Raw genomic sequence first — 15,964 nt, 5'->3', positions numbered from 1 at the left:
TGACATGCGCAGACTCCTTCGATCCGTCCTCGGCGCGGTGACCGCCGCCGCCGCAGTTCTCGCCGTCCCGACGCCGGCCGGTGCGGCCGACGCCCCGTACGACGTGCTGGTGTTCTCCAAGACCGCCGGGTTCCGGCACGACTCGATCGCCGTCGGTATCCAGGCGATCCGGGAACTCGGCACGGCGAACAGTTTCACCGTGACCGCGACCGAGGACGCGTCCCGGTTCACCACCGCGAACCTGGCCCAGTACGAGGCGGTGGTCTTCCTCAACACCACCGGTGACGTCCTGGACGCCGCACAGCAGTCCGCCTTCGAGTCGTACGTCAACGGCGGAGGCGGGTACGTCGGCGTCCACGCCGCCGCCGACACCGAGTACGGCTGGTCGTACTACGGCAGCCTGGTGGGTGGCTACTTCGCCTCACACCCGGCCATCCAGCAGGCGAACGTCCGCGTCGAGAACCGGGCGCACCCGGCCACCGGGCACCTGCCGCAGACCTGGACCCGCACCGACGAGTGGTACAACTACCAGACCAACCCGCGCGCGGGCGCCCGGGTCCTCGCCACCCTGGACGAGTCGTCGTACTCGGGCGGCTCGATGGGCGGTGACCATCCGATCTCCTGGTGCAAGACGGTCAACTCCGGCCGGTCGTTCTACACCGGCCTGGGGCACACCCAGGGGTCGTACACGGAGGCGGCGTTCCGCAGCCACCTGCTCGGCGGCATCCGGTACGCGGCCGGTCGGGCGAAGGCCGACTGCCGCCCGGAGACCGGCTACGTCAACCTCTACAACGGGTCCACGACCGGCTGGTCGCAGGCGGGTCCGGGCAGCTTCGGCAACGCCGACGCCACCCTCACCTCCGTCGGCGGCATGGGTCTGTACTGGTACAGCGCCAAGCAGTTCACCAACTACTCGCTGAAGCTGGACTGGCGGATGGCCGGCGACGACAACTCGGGCGTCTTCATCGGCTTCCCACCATCGACCGACCCCTGGTCGGCGGTGGACAACGGGTACGAGATCCAGATCGACGCCACCGACGCCGCCGACCGCACCACCGGCGCGGTCTACACCTTCCAGTCCGCCGACCTGGCCGCCCGGGACGCCGCCCTGAACCCGCCGGGAGAGTGGAACACCTACGAACTGCTGGTCGAGGGGGAACGTCTCCAGGTATTCCTCAACGGGCGGAAGATCAACGACTTCACCAACACCGACCCGGCCCGCTCGCTCGCCGGCCACGTCGGGCTCCAGAACCACGGTACGGGCGACGACGTGTCTTTCCGCAACGTCCGGATCAAGGAACTGGGCGGTACCCCGGGCGGCACCACCACCGTGCAGGCCGAAGTGTTCAGCTCGGCCAACGGGGTCAGCGCGTTCACCAAGGCCGGGGCCAACGGCGGGCAGACCCTCGGCTACGTCGACCCGGGCGACTGGGCCGCGTACGCGGGTCTCGACCTGACCGGGGTCACCTCGGTGCGGGCCCGGGTGGTCTCCGGTGGTTCGGGCGGCACCATCGGTATCCGGACCGGCTCGTCCACCGGCCCGCTGCTCGGCCAGGTGGCGGTGCCCAACACCGGAAGCTGGACCACGTACGCCGACGTCAGCACCACCCTGGCCGGGGTGCCCACCGGTACGCAGACCGTGTACCTGACCTTCACCGGCTCCGGGACCGGCCTGTTCGACGTGGACGACTTCACCCTGGTCCGGGGCGGCGGCACCCCCGGCACCCCGGGTACCGGGCCGATCGTCGGGCTCGGCGGCAAGTGCCTCGACGTCCGCAACGCGGCGACCACCGACGGTACCCAGATCCAGATCTGGACCTGCAACGGTTCCGCAGCGCAGACCTGGTCGGTCACCCCGAACAGCACCGTCAAGGCACTGGGCAAATGCCTGGACATCTCCGGCGGGGGCACCGCCGACGGCACGAAGATCCAACTGTGGACGTGCAACGGCAGCGGCGCACAGAACTGGTCCGCCCAGACCGACGGCACCCTGCGCAACCCCCAGTCCGGCAAATGCCTCGACGTGTCCAACAACAGCGCCACCGACGGGCAGGCCGTCCACCTCTGGACCTGCCTGGCCGCCACCAACCAGAAGTGGACCCTGCCGTGATCCGGTAGGCGGTCACCCGACGTGCCCCCGCTGCCGGTCCGGCAGCGGGGGCACGTCGGGTCTACCGGATCCCTCCCGGACTGGAGTTCCCAAGGCAGCTCGGAGGCTTTCGATCACGCTCTGATCGAGTTGAAGGGAATCACCCATGTTATCCCCGAAGAAGTATCCCCGCTAGTCTTTACGTCGCAGACGACCAGGATCGTCGTCGATGCGATCCCGCAGGAGCCGAAGCTTGTCTTCAGGGAATGCAATCCCTCCCCAAGCGGCACAATATGCTGCTGCATCTTCATATTCGGCCTGAACACCTTCAGCCATATCTGCTACCTGGCGGACGAAGTGATCGATACTCACATGACCGCTCCAGCGAAGCCGGCCACCACCCCAACGTCCACTCTCAGATGACATGTCCTCAAAGTCAACGACCTGTAAATAAACGCATGAACTAGCACCGCCAAAGAATAGGCAGGTACCTCCGGGCTCCGCCGGCAAGAATGCTATCGCCGAACTGGAGCCGCCTTGGAGGTCAAGGGCCGCCTGCAGCACAGACCCTAAGCCGTCGCCGATGTAGGTCGTGTGAATCTCGACCGCTCCATCTGGCAGACCCAGGACGAACGTTGCTGAGCCGGAACCCGCAATACGCCAGCACAGGGAGAAATCATCCATACGATCACCTCGGGTATGCAGTACGGATAGATCCATCAGCGTTCAGGATGACCTCCACTGACGTCTCGCCACGAGATCCTACAGGGTAGCCAAAATCCACCGTATGCTTCGTGCCATCCCGGGAAATCCCTGTCAACGGATCAGGAGTATTAGGAACTCCACGAGTTTTGGCAGTTTCCTCAATCAAGTCTCCGATGTCATCCAAGTCGAAGTAGTTGGAGAATGTGGTATTTCCTGGGGCAACCCCCGGGCTTCCGTCTACGTGTTCGTAAAGCACGTGCTGCCAACCGTCACCCTCGAAGAGGTTCCCACAATTCTTGTTGTGGACGAGGATCGGCGTGATGCCAGCCAGCACATAGTACGTGTGAATCTCGTCTACGGTCAGGTTGTAAGCGACTTCAAGGCGTGCTGAACTTGGCGCAACCCCATCACTTACGACTTCGCGACCCCCCAGGGAGTACAGTCGCTGACCCCGTTTGATCTGTTCAGCGCTGAGCCAGCGCTTCTCCGATGCCACCCAGAAGGGGTGTTCCTCAGTCGTCGCGACCGTCGCTCCGCCGACTTTCAGCTCACGCAGTCCATCTTCATGGATCCATGTATGGGTGACAGGTCGCGCACTCGTTTCGCCCGTTTCTGGATCGGTGGCCAGGACCTTGTCCCCCACCCGAACGTCGCTGATGGGCTTGGACGATCCGTCGGCCATGAGGACCTGCGTCTCGCCACCGAAGCTGCAGAGCGTCTTTCCCGATTTATAGAGCGCCTTACCAATGGTGCCGGCCGCCTTGAGTTTTCCGATCGGCACGAACCCGATGACGGTCCAGGCGCAGGCGGAGACGCTGCCGTGGACACAGTCGACGGCGTCGGTAATGCCGAGCAGGTCGCCCAGGAACTTATTCTGCGCGGCGATGGAGTCGTCGAGCTGCTTCTTGCAGATTTCGGAGAAGTTGTAGCAGAAGACATCGCGACGGGCCTTGGCCAGTTCCATGGCGTTCAGGTTCGACACGTGTGTGCCGGTGCCGTTGGCACCGTACAGAAGCTGGGCCCAGACCTGGAGCGTTACGTAACCCTTACTCGGCACCTTCCGGCCGTCCGGCATCTGCTCGGTCCAGGTTTTCGGATTGAACGGATCCTGACCGCCGTTGCCTTGGGGGCTGCACTTCGCTGGCCAGCACGGGTTACCGCCGGGCCCCTTCACCTGCTGGTTGGCCGGCTCGTTTCCGGGGTGGTAGTCGGGGCAGCCGCCGGCGATCACGGCGCAGTCGGAGTCGATGAGCCCGGTGGGGTCGCTGAAGGTGGCGGGATTGTTGTGGGAGTACGCGTAGCCGTTCCACTGCTGCGGATCGCCCTGGTCCATGACGGGGTCGACGGAGATGAACTTCCCGAGTTGTGGGTCGTATTCTCGGGCACCGAGGTGGGTGAGCCCGGTGTCGTCGACGGTGCCGCCGAGGAAGCCCTTGTCCATGGCGACCGGCCAGGTGGACGGCGTGGTGCCGCGAGGAGAGCCAAAGGGTGTGCTGCGACGGCGGGTGGCGCTGAGATCGATGTTGCTGATGGCCGCTTCGGCGGTGCCGTGGTGGTCGCTGACGAGCCAGTCGAGACTGCCAGCGGAGCTACGGACAGCGATGACACCCTGCGCGCCGCTGTAGTAGCGGGTCGCGGTGGCGGGGCTGCTGGTGGGTTTACGGACCTCGGTGCCACCGGGGAGGTAGAGGGTGGCGCCAGCGGGGTCGCGGCGAATGAGGCGGTTGCCGTCGGCGTCGTAGACATAGCTGGTGGTGCCCGTGTTGTCGGCGGAGGCGAAGAGCTTTCCTTCGTGGTCCCAGGTGAGGGTCTGGGTGCCGTTGGGGCCGAGCCGGGAACTGGTGTTGCCCGTCTCGTCGTAGCCGAAGGTCTCGGTCTTCACCGTGGCACCGGTTAGTTCGAGGGTGGTCTTGACCGTGTTGACCGCATGAGGGTGGCTGCCGGTCACCCCGGGCTGGCCGAGATAGGCGTAGGTGCGGATGGAGGTCTTGGCGGTGGGGCCGAGTTGTGTGGTCTTGGATATCCACTCGGTGTGCCGGTTGTCGGTGCCGGGGTAGTAGGTATAGGCGTGCCAGTACGGCGAGGGGCCGCCGAGGTTGGTGTTCAGGCGTTGGCTGACCGCGCAGTCGCCGTTGGCGGGCGTCCACGCGTTTTCCAGACGGCGCAGTCCGTCGTAGCTGTAGCACTGGGTGTCGGCGGTGCCGCCGACGGGCCGATCGGCGATCTTCTCGACGTTGCCGGCGTTGTCGTACTCGTAGCCGAAGTTGAACACGTCCGATCTGAGTTCGGGGATGGCGTTGGTGTTGGTGGTACGGCCGGTGTTCTCGTCGATGATGTTGGTGGTCCAGGTCCGCTTGCCGTACGGGCCACTGATCTGCTGGGTGAGCTGGCCGAGTTTGTTGTAGACCGTGTCGTAGAGGTAGATCTGGCCCCCACCCAGGATGCCCTGGAGTAGACCGACCTCGTTGTAGAGGTAGCTGAGCTTCTCCTTGGGCAGGCCGGCGGCAGCGGGTTGCTCGGCGGTGGCCACGGTGCCGTTGTCGCGGTAGGTACTGGTCCAGGTGTAGGTGCACGGGGTCAGGGTGCCGGACTGGCACAGGCTGCTGTCGACGGCCGGAATGGTGAGGCGGTTCTCGGTCGGCCGGCCCGCGCTGTCGAGTTGGGTGGTCTCGGTGACGTAGGCGTTGGTGGTGCCAGCCGGTTCGTAGCGCTTGCTGCTGGTGAGGTGCCCGATGCCGTTGGGCAGCGTGTCGTAGGTCCACTCGGCGCGCAGGGGGCCGGTGGTGGTGTTCTCGCGGAGGCTCGTCTTGCGGCCGAGGTCGTCATAGCCGTAGACAAGGGTCTTGGTACGGCTGTCGGTCGTGCTGATCAGCTGGCTGGCGTCGTCGTAGGAGAAGGTGGTGACGCCGCGGTCCGGGTCCTCTTCGCGTTTCTTGCGACCGCGCTGGTCGTACTCGTACCGCCAGACGTTGCCGGCCGGGTCGGTCAGTGAGAAGAGCTCACCGCGATCGGTGTAGCGGTACTGGGAGGCGTCGAAGGTGGTGGCAGTGTCACTGCCGGCGTCGGCGCGGTCCTTGTACTGCCGCAGGGTGACGGTTCTCCCGCGGGCATCGGTGATGGTGGCGGTGGCGATACCGCCCTTGGGTGGGATGACCGTGGTCTTCTCGCCCTCGTACCTGGTGGTGGTACGCCACTTCTCGTTGAGGGTCTCGTTGACGCCGACCTTGAAGATGGCGTCGGTGAGGCGTCCGGCGCCGTCATAGACGTTCTGGGTCAGCGCGGGGACGGCCGGGGTGCCGGCACCGCCGTAGACGGTGGTGTTCGGCGGCGTGTTGGTCTTGTCGTAGTAGGGGGCGGTGGACCAGTCGAGCAGTCCACGGGAGTCGTAGACGGTGTCGGTGAGGATCCGTCCGCCGCCGAGGGTCTGCTGCTGCACCTGCCGGGGGCGCAGCAGCCCGTCGTAGAGGGTGATGGAGGTGTTGTAGGTGGTGTTCGACGGCAGCAGGGTCTTGGTGGTGACGGCTGTCGCGGCGGTGTTCCGCACCTGGTAGATGTGCTCGACGCTGGGTGAGGTGGGATTGGCGGTCTTGGAGCGGCCGGGAAGCCACGCCTTGAGCAGACGTCCCAGCCCGTCGTAGGTGAGGTCGGTGCGGATGCCGTTGGCGTCGGTGACGGTGACCGGCTTCTGCCAGGCGGTGGAGTAGGTGGTGGTGCTGCTCTGGTTGAGCGGGTTGGTCGTCGTGATTGCGGTGACGGGTCCGGTGACGTCCGGCGTGATGCCGATCTTGGTCAGTCGACCGAGGGCGTCGGTGCTTTCGCGGACCCTCCCGACGACGTCGTACTTGTACGTGCCGGTGGTGATCCAGGTCGGGGTGGTGCCGCTCCAGGTGTCGATCTCCTCCACCTTGGCGACATTGCCGGCGACGGGGAGGTAGGTGTCCCAGTTCTTGTCGGTGGCGTCGTAGGTGGTACGGAACGCGGACAACAGGTCGGCCGGGAGGGTGGCGGTGGCGGCGCAGGCGACGCCCACCATCTCCGTCCTCTTCGGCAGGTTCAGGATCCAGAGGCTCTGGTTCCGGGCGTACCAGGTACGGGTACAGGTGTCGTCGGCAGGGTTGTTCTCGTCGCCCTGATCGTCGATCGAGGTGGGCAGGTTATCGCTGTTGACGGTGGTCACCGCCTTGGTCCAGCGGGTGGTGCCGTTGGCGAGCTTGGTCCGGTTGCGGACGGTCTCGCTGTTGACCATCCAGGCCTTGAGGTTGCCGAAGGTCGCGGTGGGGCCCTGCTTCGACGGGGTGGTGATCGTTCCGGAGATCCAACCGCCACCAGCACCGAGCAGGGTCGTTTCCTCGCGGATCATGCCCGCGTACGCCTCGTGGTCCTCGACGCGGACGTTCTGCGAGTCGGTGATCCACACGTCACGGGAGCCGGTGGGCGGCTTCTCCCCTGTCGAGGCGGGTTGTTTGTCCTCGTCCATGCCGCGGAAGTAGAGGAACTCTGTGGCGGTCTGGACTCCGGATTCGAGACCGGTGCGGACCCGGACCTTGCCGTAGCCGCGGAACTCCCCCCAGGTGCGCTTCTTCTCGTCGACCAGTTCGGAGTCGTCGTAGTGCCAGGCCGGGGTGTCGAGGTAGTCGTAGTTGGTCTGCTGGTGGGCGAAGCCGCCGGTGTTGTCGTACACGTCGACGCGGTCGACGCGGTACTTGTGGAACCAGTCGAGGGTCGGTTCCTCGCCCTTCGGGCCGTAGTACTGGGGGTAGCAGCGTTTCGTGTTGCTGTGCGCCGTCGGCAGGGCGCTACGGACGCACTCCGGTGCGGAGTAGGTGACCGCGATCTGTGCGCCGGTTTCGGTGGTGATGGTGTTGATGCGGGAGCGGAACAGGTTGGACCGGCCGTCGGCCATCGCGTCGACCCGGTTGGGAAGGGGTTCAGTGCCCGGGTCGAAGACGATCTCGGGGTCGCTGGCCTCGGTGCCACCAGCGGTGGTGACCTTCCCGGTTCGGGTCACCCCGGTGAGCCACATCGGCTTGCCTTCGTTGTCACCGGCCTGTAGATAGGTGTGCCGCAACGTCCAGGTGGTGACGTCCTGGTAGGTGTCGCCGGCGCCGGAGTAGACCTGGGCGCGGACCGTGGCCAGGCGCTTCGCCGTCCAGAACGTGGGCGACAACTGGTCGGTGCAGGGGGCGGTCTTGCAGTACTGGTCCCACGGGGTGTCCGGCCAGGACGCCTTGACCGGGTCACCGTCGTTCCAGCAGTTGCTGGCACACCGGTCGGCAGTGTCGAAGACGATCCGCGCGGCAGGGCGGACGGTGGCGGCCGCGTTGCTGCGGTTGCCGTACTCGATGCGGGTCAGCCAGCCGCCCCGGTGGTAGGTGGTGCGCTTGGCCTTGTCGCCCTCCCGGCCGTAGGCGCCGTCCTCCCGGTCGTAGAAGTAGGTCATGGTGTTGCCGCGCCGGTCGACGACGTAGTCGAGGTTCCACCGCCAGGCCTGGGTGGTGCGGGAGGCACCGAAGTCACCCGCGGTGTAGCCGGGCTCGTCGGGATGGTTGCCGTACACCGGCACCGTCCACGTGGACTTCGTGGCGGTGCTGCCCGAGGAGCCTCCGGGGCCGTAGTTACGGCCGAAGTAGTACTGGGTGCCGTCGGGCTTGGTGGCCTTCCAGTACTCGCCGTCGGCGTCACCGTTGCCGAGGCTGGTGTCCGTCAGCAACTCGATCTTCGTGCCGTCGTCGGAGACACCCTTCCAGGTGTTCCCGGACGACTTCGCCAACTCCACGGCGCGGCCGTTGAGCGAGATGGTGGCATTGCCCTCCGGCTTGTACCAGCACAGGTCACCGCCGTAGCTGGTCTTGTTGTTGGGTTCCCCGCCCCGCATGGTGTCCTTGTCGTCCACGCACGCCTTGTACTTCCGCTCGATGAGCCCCGGCCACAGGTCCCATCCGTCACCCACCCAGGAGCCCTGGGTGTTGGTGCTCGCCGAAAGGCCGTCCACCGCTCCCGAGGAGTAGGACATGCTCAGGCCGGGCTGGGGGCCACCTACCGCTGGCGGATCGTTGAGGGCGTAAGACCAGGAGAAGGCACCGGTCTGTGCCGTCACCTGCCACGTCGCCGCAGGCGACAGGCTGGTGGCCGAGTAGTCACCGTTGTCGCCGGAGGCACCGCCGGCGAGGGCGATCAGGCTCGCCGATCCGTTTCCGGAGACGGGCACCGCTGCCGTCACGGTACGGGTCTTCAGGTTGTTGCGGCTGTTAAGGGATCGCCCGTCGGCCAACCGCGTCAGGCGCAGCCGGGAGGCCCAGTCCCCGCCGTACGCCGCAGCGAACTGGGCATAGTTGACCTCGATGGTGACGAGGCCGTCCTGCGACGAACCATCCGCCCGGGACACCTTCATCAACAGCCCTGAGACGCCCGCCTCCCCAGTGAGCGCCCGGTTCGCGATCTCGACTCGCGCGCGGGTCACCGGGGTGGCATCGCGGCGCAGGGTCCCCTGGGTCGCCGGCCCCGACACTGCGCCGGACGACACCCAGACCGGCAGCTTCCCCGCTCGGGTTCTGGCGGCGGCGATGCTCCGTGCACCGGCGGGTGACAACTCCACCGTCTCGTCGCCGACAGGCCAGGTGACCGGGCCGACCGCGCCGACCTCGCGCCCACCGGCGGTCCAGGACGGGCGCACCGTGTGCTTGAGCGGCTTGACGGCCACCCCGGTGACGTCCTTCGGCGTGGGCTGTCGCCAGGCCGCCGACGCTTCACTTTCGGGCACCTGCGCGAGTGCCGTCACCATGACGACGGCGACAGCGGCGGCGACACCGCGCACGCCCCGTGCGGTGGGGCGGCGGGCTGAACCGAACGACCTCACAGAGGTTCCCTTCTTCGTACGGCCGGCGAGCACAGGGTCCAGAGGGCGGATCATGAGTCGAGGTAGTTGTCGACGTCGGTGGAGTTCCACACGCGTCTGGCGGCCTTGACATGGTCGATGTCACCGACCCATCGGTCGTTGGGATCGTTGCCCCGGCCGATGAGAAATGGGCTGGTGGAAGTCCAACCGCCCACGATGTTCATGGCCGCCTCGGCACCGTCGGGTGCCGTTCCGTTGACGTAGAGGCGGATCGTGCCGGTCGGCTTGTCGTAGACGCCGACGAGACTCACCCAGTCGTCCGCCGCGACGAACTGACTCGTGCAGGCCGTGGCTTCGGGTGCGTTGACGGCGTCCGCGGCCGTGGCGGTGAAGCACCAGGCGGAGTCACTGATCGTGTCGCCGTCGAGATCGACGTCGTTGCGGTAGCCGAGCCGGAACATGGCGTTGGCAGCACCCAGCTGCGACACGGCAGTACGGGAGGTGGTCAGGTCCGTCAGCCGCACCCAGGCGGCGACGGTGAATCCGCCGGGGTCGGCTGTGTTCAACACCGGAGCGGACGTCGAGAGGTACCCGCTTCCGTCCAGGGACACGGCCCCCTCCCCGATATGACCGGTCGTTGACGGTGTGACTCCGGTGGGAGTGTAGGCGGCGGTGAATCCGGTCGGGGCGGACACCGCGGCGGCGGCGGCGGTGTCCTGGTCAAACGTCCACGCCCATTCGCCGTTGGTGGGCATCACGAGGAACTGGTAGATCCGGGGATCGGAGGTGGCACCGGCCGAGTTCCGGGACTGCACCGACAGGACGTTCACGCCGTCCCTGCTCGGGGTGATCGACTCTGTCGTGCTGGTGCCGATGACCTCCCTGACCGACAGGTCGTCCCAGTACACGACCTTGCTGGCTTGGCCGGAGGGGAAACCGTTGTAGAGCCGGACGAACGCCTCGGTCGCGCCGACAGGCACCGACATCACCAGCGACAACTGTTGCCAGCCGTCGACCACGGTCGCCTTCGGCGAGGTCACCTCGACGTTGAGGGAGCCGACCTTGTAAAACGCGGCGATCCGCAGCCCCCGGCTGGTGCCGTACGTGCCGCTGGTCCCCAGGCCGGTGGCGGCCGGCACGTAGATCCAGCCAGTGATCCAGTACCGCTTGCCGCCGGTCATGCCCAGCCGCAGGCCACCGTAGTCACCGCCGACGTCGGCGAAGGTGTCCCCCTGCGGTGCGGTGGTCGTTCCGCCGGATGCCAGGGGCGCGACCTTCAGCGACTGCCCGCTGTTGTGGCCCCGACCGGTGTCACGGGTGACGGTGGCATTGTGCCCGCCGAACCCGGTCAGGTCGGTGGACACCTGCTGCTGGTTGACCGTGAGGACCTGCCCCTGTGCCGTACCGGCGGGCACGGTGACCGAGTTTGCACCGTTCAGGTCGTAGATGTACTCCTGCACGTCGGACGCGCCGTTGGGCCCGAAGGTGAAGGTGCCCGCCTGCCCCGGACCACCGTTCCACGACCCGGTCGACTGCTCCGTGTATGTGGTGCCGGCAATGGTCGGCAGAGCCGGGTCCTGGGTGTTGACGGTGAAGGTGAACCAGCCGGAGTAGGTTCCACACTGGTACTTGTCGCAGCCCCGGACCCGGAAGTGGTAGGTCCCGTCGGGCAAGGTCGTCGTCACCCGCCACGGCCTCGCCGTGCCGGAGGTGACACCGGTGACCGCGGTCCCGGACTTGACCTTCAGGGTGGTCTTCGCGTTGTCGTACACCTCGTACTCGGCGCGCATCGTCCCGCTGTCGGGGTCGGAGACGATCGCCGACACCGTCGGCCGACCGGAACGCACCACCGCCGGTGACTTGCAGACCGAGTAGCACGAGTCGATCGCCAACTGCGTCGGCACGTTCGGGGCACGGTTGTACACCACCGTCACGTACGGCCGATTCGACGACGCCTCGGAGGAGTTGAACTTCTTCCATCCGCTGTTGCTGGACTCGTTGGACGCCCGCAGCCCCACGTTCGCCGTCGCCGAATTGCCCGAGAAGCTCGTCTGGAACGTCTCCTTCACCGACGCCGACACCCAGCCGTCACCGCACCCGGAGTTGTACCCCTTCGTGCCGTCGGAGGTGCCGTCCTTCTCCCGCCAGGTGGGTTGGTTGCCCCAACGCACCGATGACGAGACCGAATCCACCCGCCAGGTCTCCCAGGATGCCTTCGTGCAGGAGTACGAGTGGTAGTTCCACAGGAACAACTCTGCCGAGACGACCGTCGCCCCCGAGTAGCCGCTCAGGTTGTGGAAACTGAGAAAGGACCGTGCGAGGCAGGCCGACGAGCAGCCTTCGTTCGGATCCACGATGTAGCCAAGACGCAGTTCGTCATCGCCCGACTTGTCCGTGCTGGAGATGGTGTTCTGCACGTACGCGTCGAACGACGGGCTCAGGTTGACCGAAGGATCGATCGTCACTGGGAAGACCAGGCCGGGACTGTCGAGAAACTCCCGGTCCGGGGTCATCACCAGACTGTTCTGACCATTGATGACCGCAGCGGCGACACCCACGTCCGCGCGGTGTAGGGGCTCACCACTACTGGACACCTGCGCGTCCCACATCTCGCCCTGCGACACCTCCACCGATCCCGCGCCGGTCAACCGGGCGGAAGCCACGTCACTGCCGGTCGACCAGGGCATCGACACCGACGTCATCCCGGCCGCTGCCGTCGCCGTGTGCACCACGAAGGAGTACCGGAAGCCCGTCGGGCGGGCCTCCACCACCAGATCGACGCCCGGTTTCACGTTCTGGTAGGTCGCCGTCGTGTCCACCAGCAGCGGATCCGGCAGCTTCCCGACCCAGCCGAGGGCGCTCTGCTGCTCCCCCACGCCGACACTTACCAACCCGTCGCTGCCGGCTGGCCGCGCCCCCGACAACCACAGTCCGTACGGATGAACCTTCGGCTCCACGGAACCATCCGGCTGACGTTCCAACGTCAGATCGACATCCGCCCAACCCTCCGGCGTAAGGGCACGCACCGGCGCCGTATGCATCTGCGCGCGGAACGTCCCATCGGGTTGTGCCCACACTGTCGACGTCGGCGACGTCATCCCGGTCACCAGCACCGGCTTGCGGTAGCGGTAGGCCAAGGTCATCGCCGCAGCCTCGCCATCCGCCTCCAACGCAGCCGCTGCCGGCGACGCAGCCCGCGCCACCGGCGCGCCGATCACGGAACCCATGGCCGCCACGGACGCCGCTGTGGCCACAGCAACCGTCCAGCGGGCCACGCCACCAATGCGCGCAGCACCGCACGAACTCACCCATCCACGCACAACTGCCCCCGTGATCAACGATCGAAGTCACCGGGACCTTAGAGATCGCTCAGCCGGCCCGTAAAGAGCCGTCACAACTTGACACCACAAACAACCCGGCCAACGCCGAAACGGACACAGCGCCAACCCAGTGTGACGGGTTGTAGCGAAGCGGATACCACCGGCGGCGAACCCACCCGCTCACCTGCGCTCAGCACCGGTCGCCAACCGTCGTACACCCTGGTCCGGATTTGCGCGACGCCAGGCTTGTCCCCCGTGAGAGCTACCCGCAGGTGTCCACCGCACGGTGACGATTCCCGACCCGCCGATCCCTAGCGTTCCAGGTGACCCGCGGTACTCCGGCCGCCCACCTCGCAAGGGAACCCGTCATGCGTGTGTTGAAACAGGTCCTCGCCGTCGCGGCAGCCGGTCTCGTCGGCAGCCGGGCCGTCGCGGCGGTGCAGGACAACCCCTGGCTCACCCTGCTCCTCGGCACGGCGACCGCCGTGGCCACGCTCCTCGCGTACGGGTGGGTGGTGCGCCGTACCGAACGACGGGAGGTCACGGACCTGACCCGAGCCGGTGCCGGCGCCCGGATCGTCCGGGGGACGCTCGTCGGGTCGGCCATGTTCGCCGCCGTCATCGTCACCATCGCCCTACTGGACGGCTACCACGTGCACGGCGTGGGTTCGGTGACCGGCGCGGTGGGGCTGTTCGGGTTCATGGCGGCCGCAGCCGTGACCGAGGAGCTGCTCTTCCGGGGCCTGCTGTTCCGCCTCGTCGAGGAACGCCTCGGGACCTGGCTCTCGCTGCTGCTGACCGGCGTGCTGTTCGGTCTGGTCCACCTGGCCAACCCGGACGCCGGCGTGTGGGGCGCGACCGCCATCACGGTCGAGGCGGGTTTCATGCTCGCCGCCTGCTACGCCGCCACCCGCACCCTGTGGGTGCCGATCGGGCTGCACTTCGGGTGGAACTTCGCCGCCGCAGGGATCTTCAGCGTCGTGGTCTCCGGCAACGGCGAATCCCAGGGGTTACTGGACGCCACCATGTCGGGCCCGACGCTGCTCAGCGGCGGCGACTTCGGGCCGGAGGCCAGCCTCTGCACGGTGCTGGCGGGGCTGGCACTGACCGTGGTGTTCCTGGGGCTGGCCCACCGCCGGGGTCGCATCGTCCCGCGTCGCCGCCCGGTCGACGCGCCGACGGCAGACGTTACCGTCTCCTGATGGTCGACCTGCGGACGCTTGCGGACCGGTGGCGGCGCTGGCCCGTCACGGTCCGGGACCTCCCGCTGGCGCTGCTGCTCGCCCTCGCCTGCCTGCCGGTGCCGGTGTTGCAGGAGCGCAGCACGCAACTCGGTGACCTGCCCGGCCGCCCGTTCGACGCGTTGGCCGTGGTGGCGATCGCCCTGGAGTGCCTTCCGCTGGCCGTCCGCCGGCGCTGGCCCGGGATCTGCCTCGCCCTGGTGTCCCTCGGCTTCGCCGTCGACCAGGTGCGCGCGTACCACACGGTCGCGGGCACCGCGCTGGCCATCGCGTTGCTCAGCGCCGGCGTACACCTGGAGCGTCGTCGACGTGTCACCCTGGTCGTGGGCTCCGCCGCGTACGTCGCCCTGGCCGTCGCCCTGCACCGGCAGGGGTCGACGGAGGGCGTGGGTGGTTTCCTCACCTTCTACCTGGCGTTGGCCCTCGCCTGGGGCGCCGGGGCCTGGCTGCGGCAGAGCCGGGCCGTCGAGGCCGAACGCCGTCGGCGGGCCGCCGTGGCCGCCCGCGCCACCGAACGCGCCCGCATCGCCGGTGAACTGCACGACGTCGTGACCCACCACGTGACGGCGATGGTCGTGCAGGCCGAGGCGGCACGCTACCTGGCGACCGCCCCGGACCGCCTCGACACCACCCTCACCGCCATCACCGACACCGGCCGGCGTGCCATCGCCGACCTGCGGATCCTGCTCGACCTGCTCAACCCCGACCATCAGGCCGACCCGCGTGTGCCGTCCGTCGGGGAGCTGCCCGCGCTGGTCGAGCAGACCCGGCGGGCCGGGCAGCCGGTGGAGTTCACCCAGGAGGGCAGCCGGGCGGAAACCACCGGCGGCGCGGAGGCCGTCGCCTACCGGGTGGTGCAGGAGTCGTTGACGAACGCCCTGAAGTACGCCCACCGCAGCCGCACCGCCGTGCACATCCGCCACGGGAAGAGGGAGATCACGGTGGAAATCAGCACCGCCGGCCCGGCTACGCGCTCCGCAGGCCCGGGTGGGGGCGGACGCGGCCTGGCCGGGCTACGTGACCGCGTCACCGTGCTCGGCGGCGAGTTCAGCGCGGAACGCCGGGAGGACGACGGCTTCGTCGTCCGGGCCCGCATCCCCACCGGCAGCACGTCGTGACCGCGCCGATCCGGGTGCTGGTCTGCGACGACCAGGCACTGATCCGTACCGGCTTCGCCACGATCATCGGCGCTCAGCCCGACCTGGAAGTGGTGGGCGAGTGCGGGAACGGGCGCGAGGCGGTCGACCTCGCCGGCCGGCTGCGCCCGGACGTGGTGGTGATGGACGTACGGATGCCGGTCCTCGACGGCATCGCGGCGACCCGCCTGCTGGCCGGCAGCGGGGCGACCCAGCCGGTCAAGGTGCTCGTGGTGACGACGTTCAACCTCGACGAGTACGTCTACCAGGCGCTACGCGCCGGGGCGAGCGGCTTCCTGCTCAAGGACGCCCCGCCGACGCAGCTGCTGCACGGCATCCGCACCGTCGCCAGCGGGGCCGCGTTGCTGGCGCCCGAGGTGACCCGCCAACTCGTCGGCAGGTACGCGGCCCGCATCCGCCCCGCCGAGGGCACCCCGGACGACACGGGACTGACTCCGCGCGAGTTGGAGGTGCTGCGCCTGATCGCCGACGGCCTGTCCAACAGCGAGATCGCGGCCCTGCTGGTGATCAGTCAGGAGACCGTCAAGACGTACGTCTCACGCATCCTCACCAAGCTCGACCTGCGTGACCGCGTGCAGGCGGTGGTGTACGCGTACCGGACCGGGCTGGTGACCTGA

7 protein-coding genes are annotated in these 15,964 nt (G+C 67.6%); 4 read left to right on the top strand and 3 right to left on the bottom strand.

The genetic code is table 11. The annotated features are described in order from the left end of the window. Positions 1-4: 4 nt before the first annotated feature. Positions 5-2,110, top strand: a complete 2,106-nt coding sequence (locus tag FJK98_RS11620) for a ThuA domain-containing protein (RefSeq protein ID WP_145919030.1) — start codon at positions 5-7, stop codon at positions 2,108-2,110. Positions 2,111-2,281: 171 nt separating this feature from the next. Here the strand turns inward: FJK98_RS11620 and FJK98_RS11615 are convergent, their stop codons facing one another. From FJK98_RS11615 to FJK98_RS11605, 3 genes are all read right to left on the bottom strand, one after another. Then, positions 2,282-2,773 carry a hypothetical protein gene (locus tag FJK98_RS11615; RefSeq protein ID WP_145919029.1) on the bottom strand — a complete coding sequence of 164 codons (492 nt, stop codon included), beginning with the start codon at positions 2,771-2,773 and terminating at the stop codon, positions 2,282-2,284. A gap of 4 nt (positions 2,774-2,777) precedes the next feature. Beyond that, positions 2,778-9,554 carry a polymorphic toxin-type HINT domain-containing protein gene (locus FJK98_RS11610; RefSeq protein ID WP_168222421.1) on the bottom strand — a complete coding sequence of 2,259 codons (6,777 nt, stop codon included), beginning with the start codon at positions 9,552-9,554 and terminating at the stop codon, positions 2,778-2,780. A gap of 146 nt (positions 9,555-9,700) precedes the next feature. Next, complete coding sequence (locus FJK98_RS11605; protein WP_168222420.1) at positions 9,701-12,505, bottom strand: LamG-like jellyroll fold domain-containing protein; 2,805 nt, start codon at positions 12,503-12,505, stop codon at positions 9,701-9,703. A gap of 812 nt (positions 12,506-13,317) precedes the next feature. On the opposite strand from FJK98_RS11605, the gene FJK98_RS11600 reads away from it, so the two are divergent. The 3 genes from FJK98_RS11600 to FJK98_RS11590 are packed head-to-tail and all read left to right on the top strand — an operon-like array spanning position 13,318 to position 15,964. Continuing rightward, complete coding sequence (locus FJK98_RS11600; protein ID WP_145919026.1) at positions 13,318-14,151, top strand: CPBP family intramembrane glutamic endopeptidase; 834 nt, start codon at positions 13,318-13,320, stop codon at positions 14,149-14,151. Further along, complete coding sequence (locus FJK98_RS11595; RefSeq protein WP_145919025.1) at positions 14,151-15,308, top strand: sensor histidine kinase; 1,158 nt, start codon at positions 14,151-14,153, stop codon at positions 15,306-15,308. The genes FJK98_RS11600 and FJK98_RS11595 overlap by 1 nt, the downstream gene beginning before the upstream one ends. Then, complete coding sequence (locus tag FJK98_RS11590) at positions 15,305-15,964, top strand: response regulator transcription factor (protein WP_145919024.1); 660 nt, start codon at positions 15,305-15,307, stop codon at positions 15,962-15,964. Before FJK98_RS11595 ends, FJK98_RS11590 begins: the two co-directional genes overlap by 4 nt.

The sequence above is a fragment of the Micromonospora sp. HM134 genome (genome assembly GCF_007833915.1).
In the GTDB taxonomy this organism is placed as follows: Bacteria; Actinomycetota; Actinomycetes; order Mycobacteriales; family Micromonosporaceae; genus Micromonospora; species Micromonospora wenchangensis.
The sequence above is the reverse complement of the archived record's forward strand: the minus strand, read 5'-3'. Positions and strand labels throughout refer to the sequence as shown.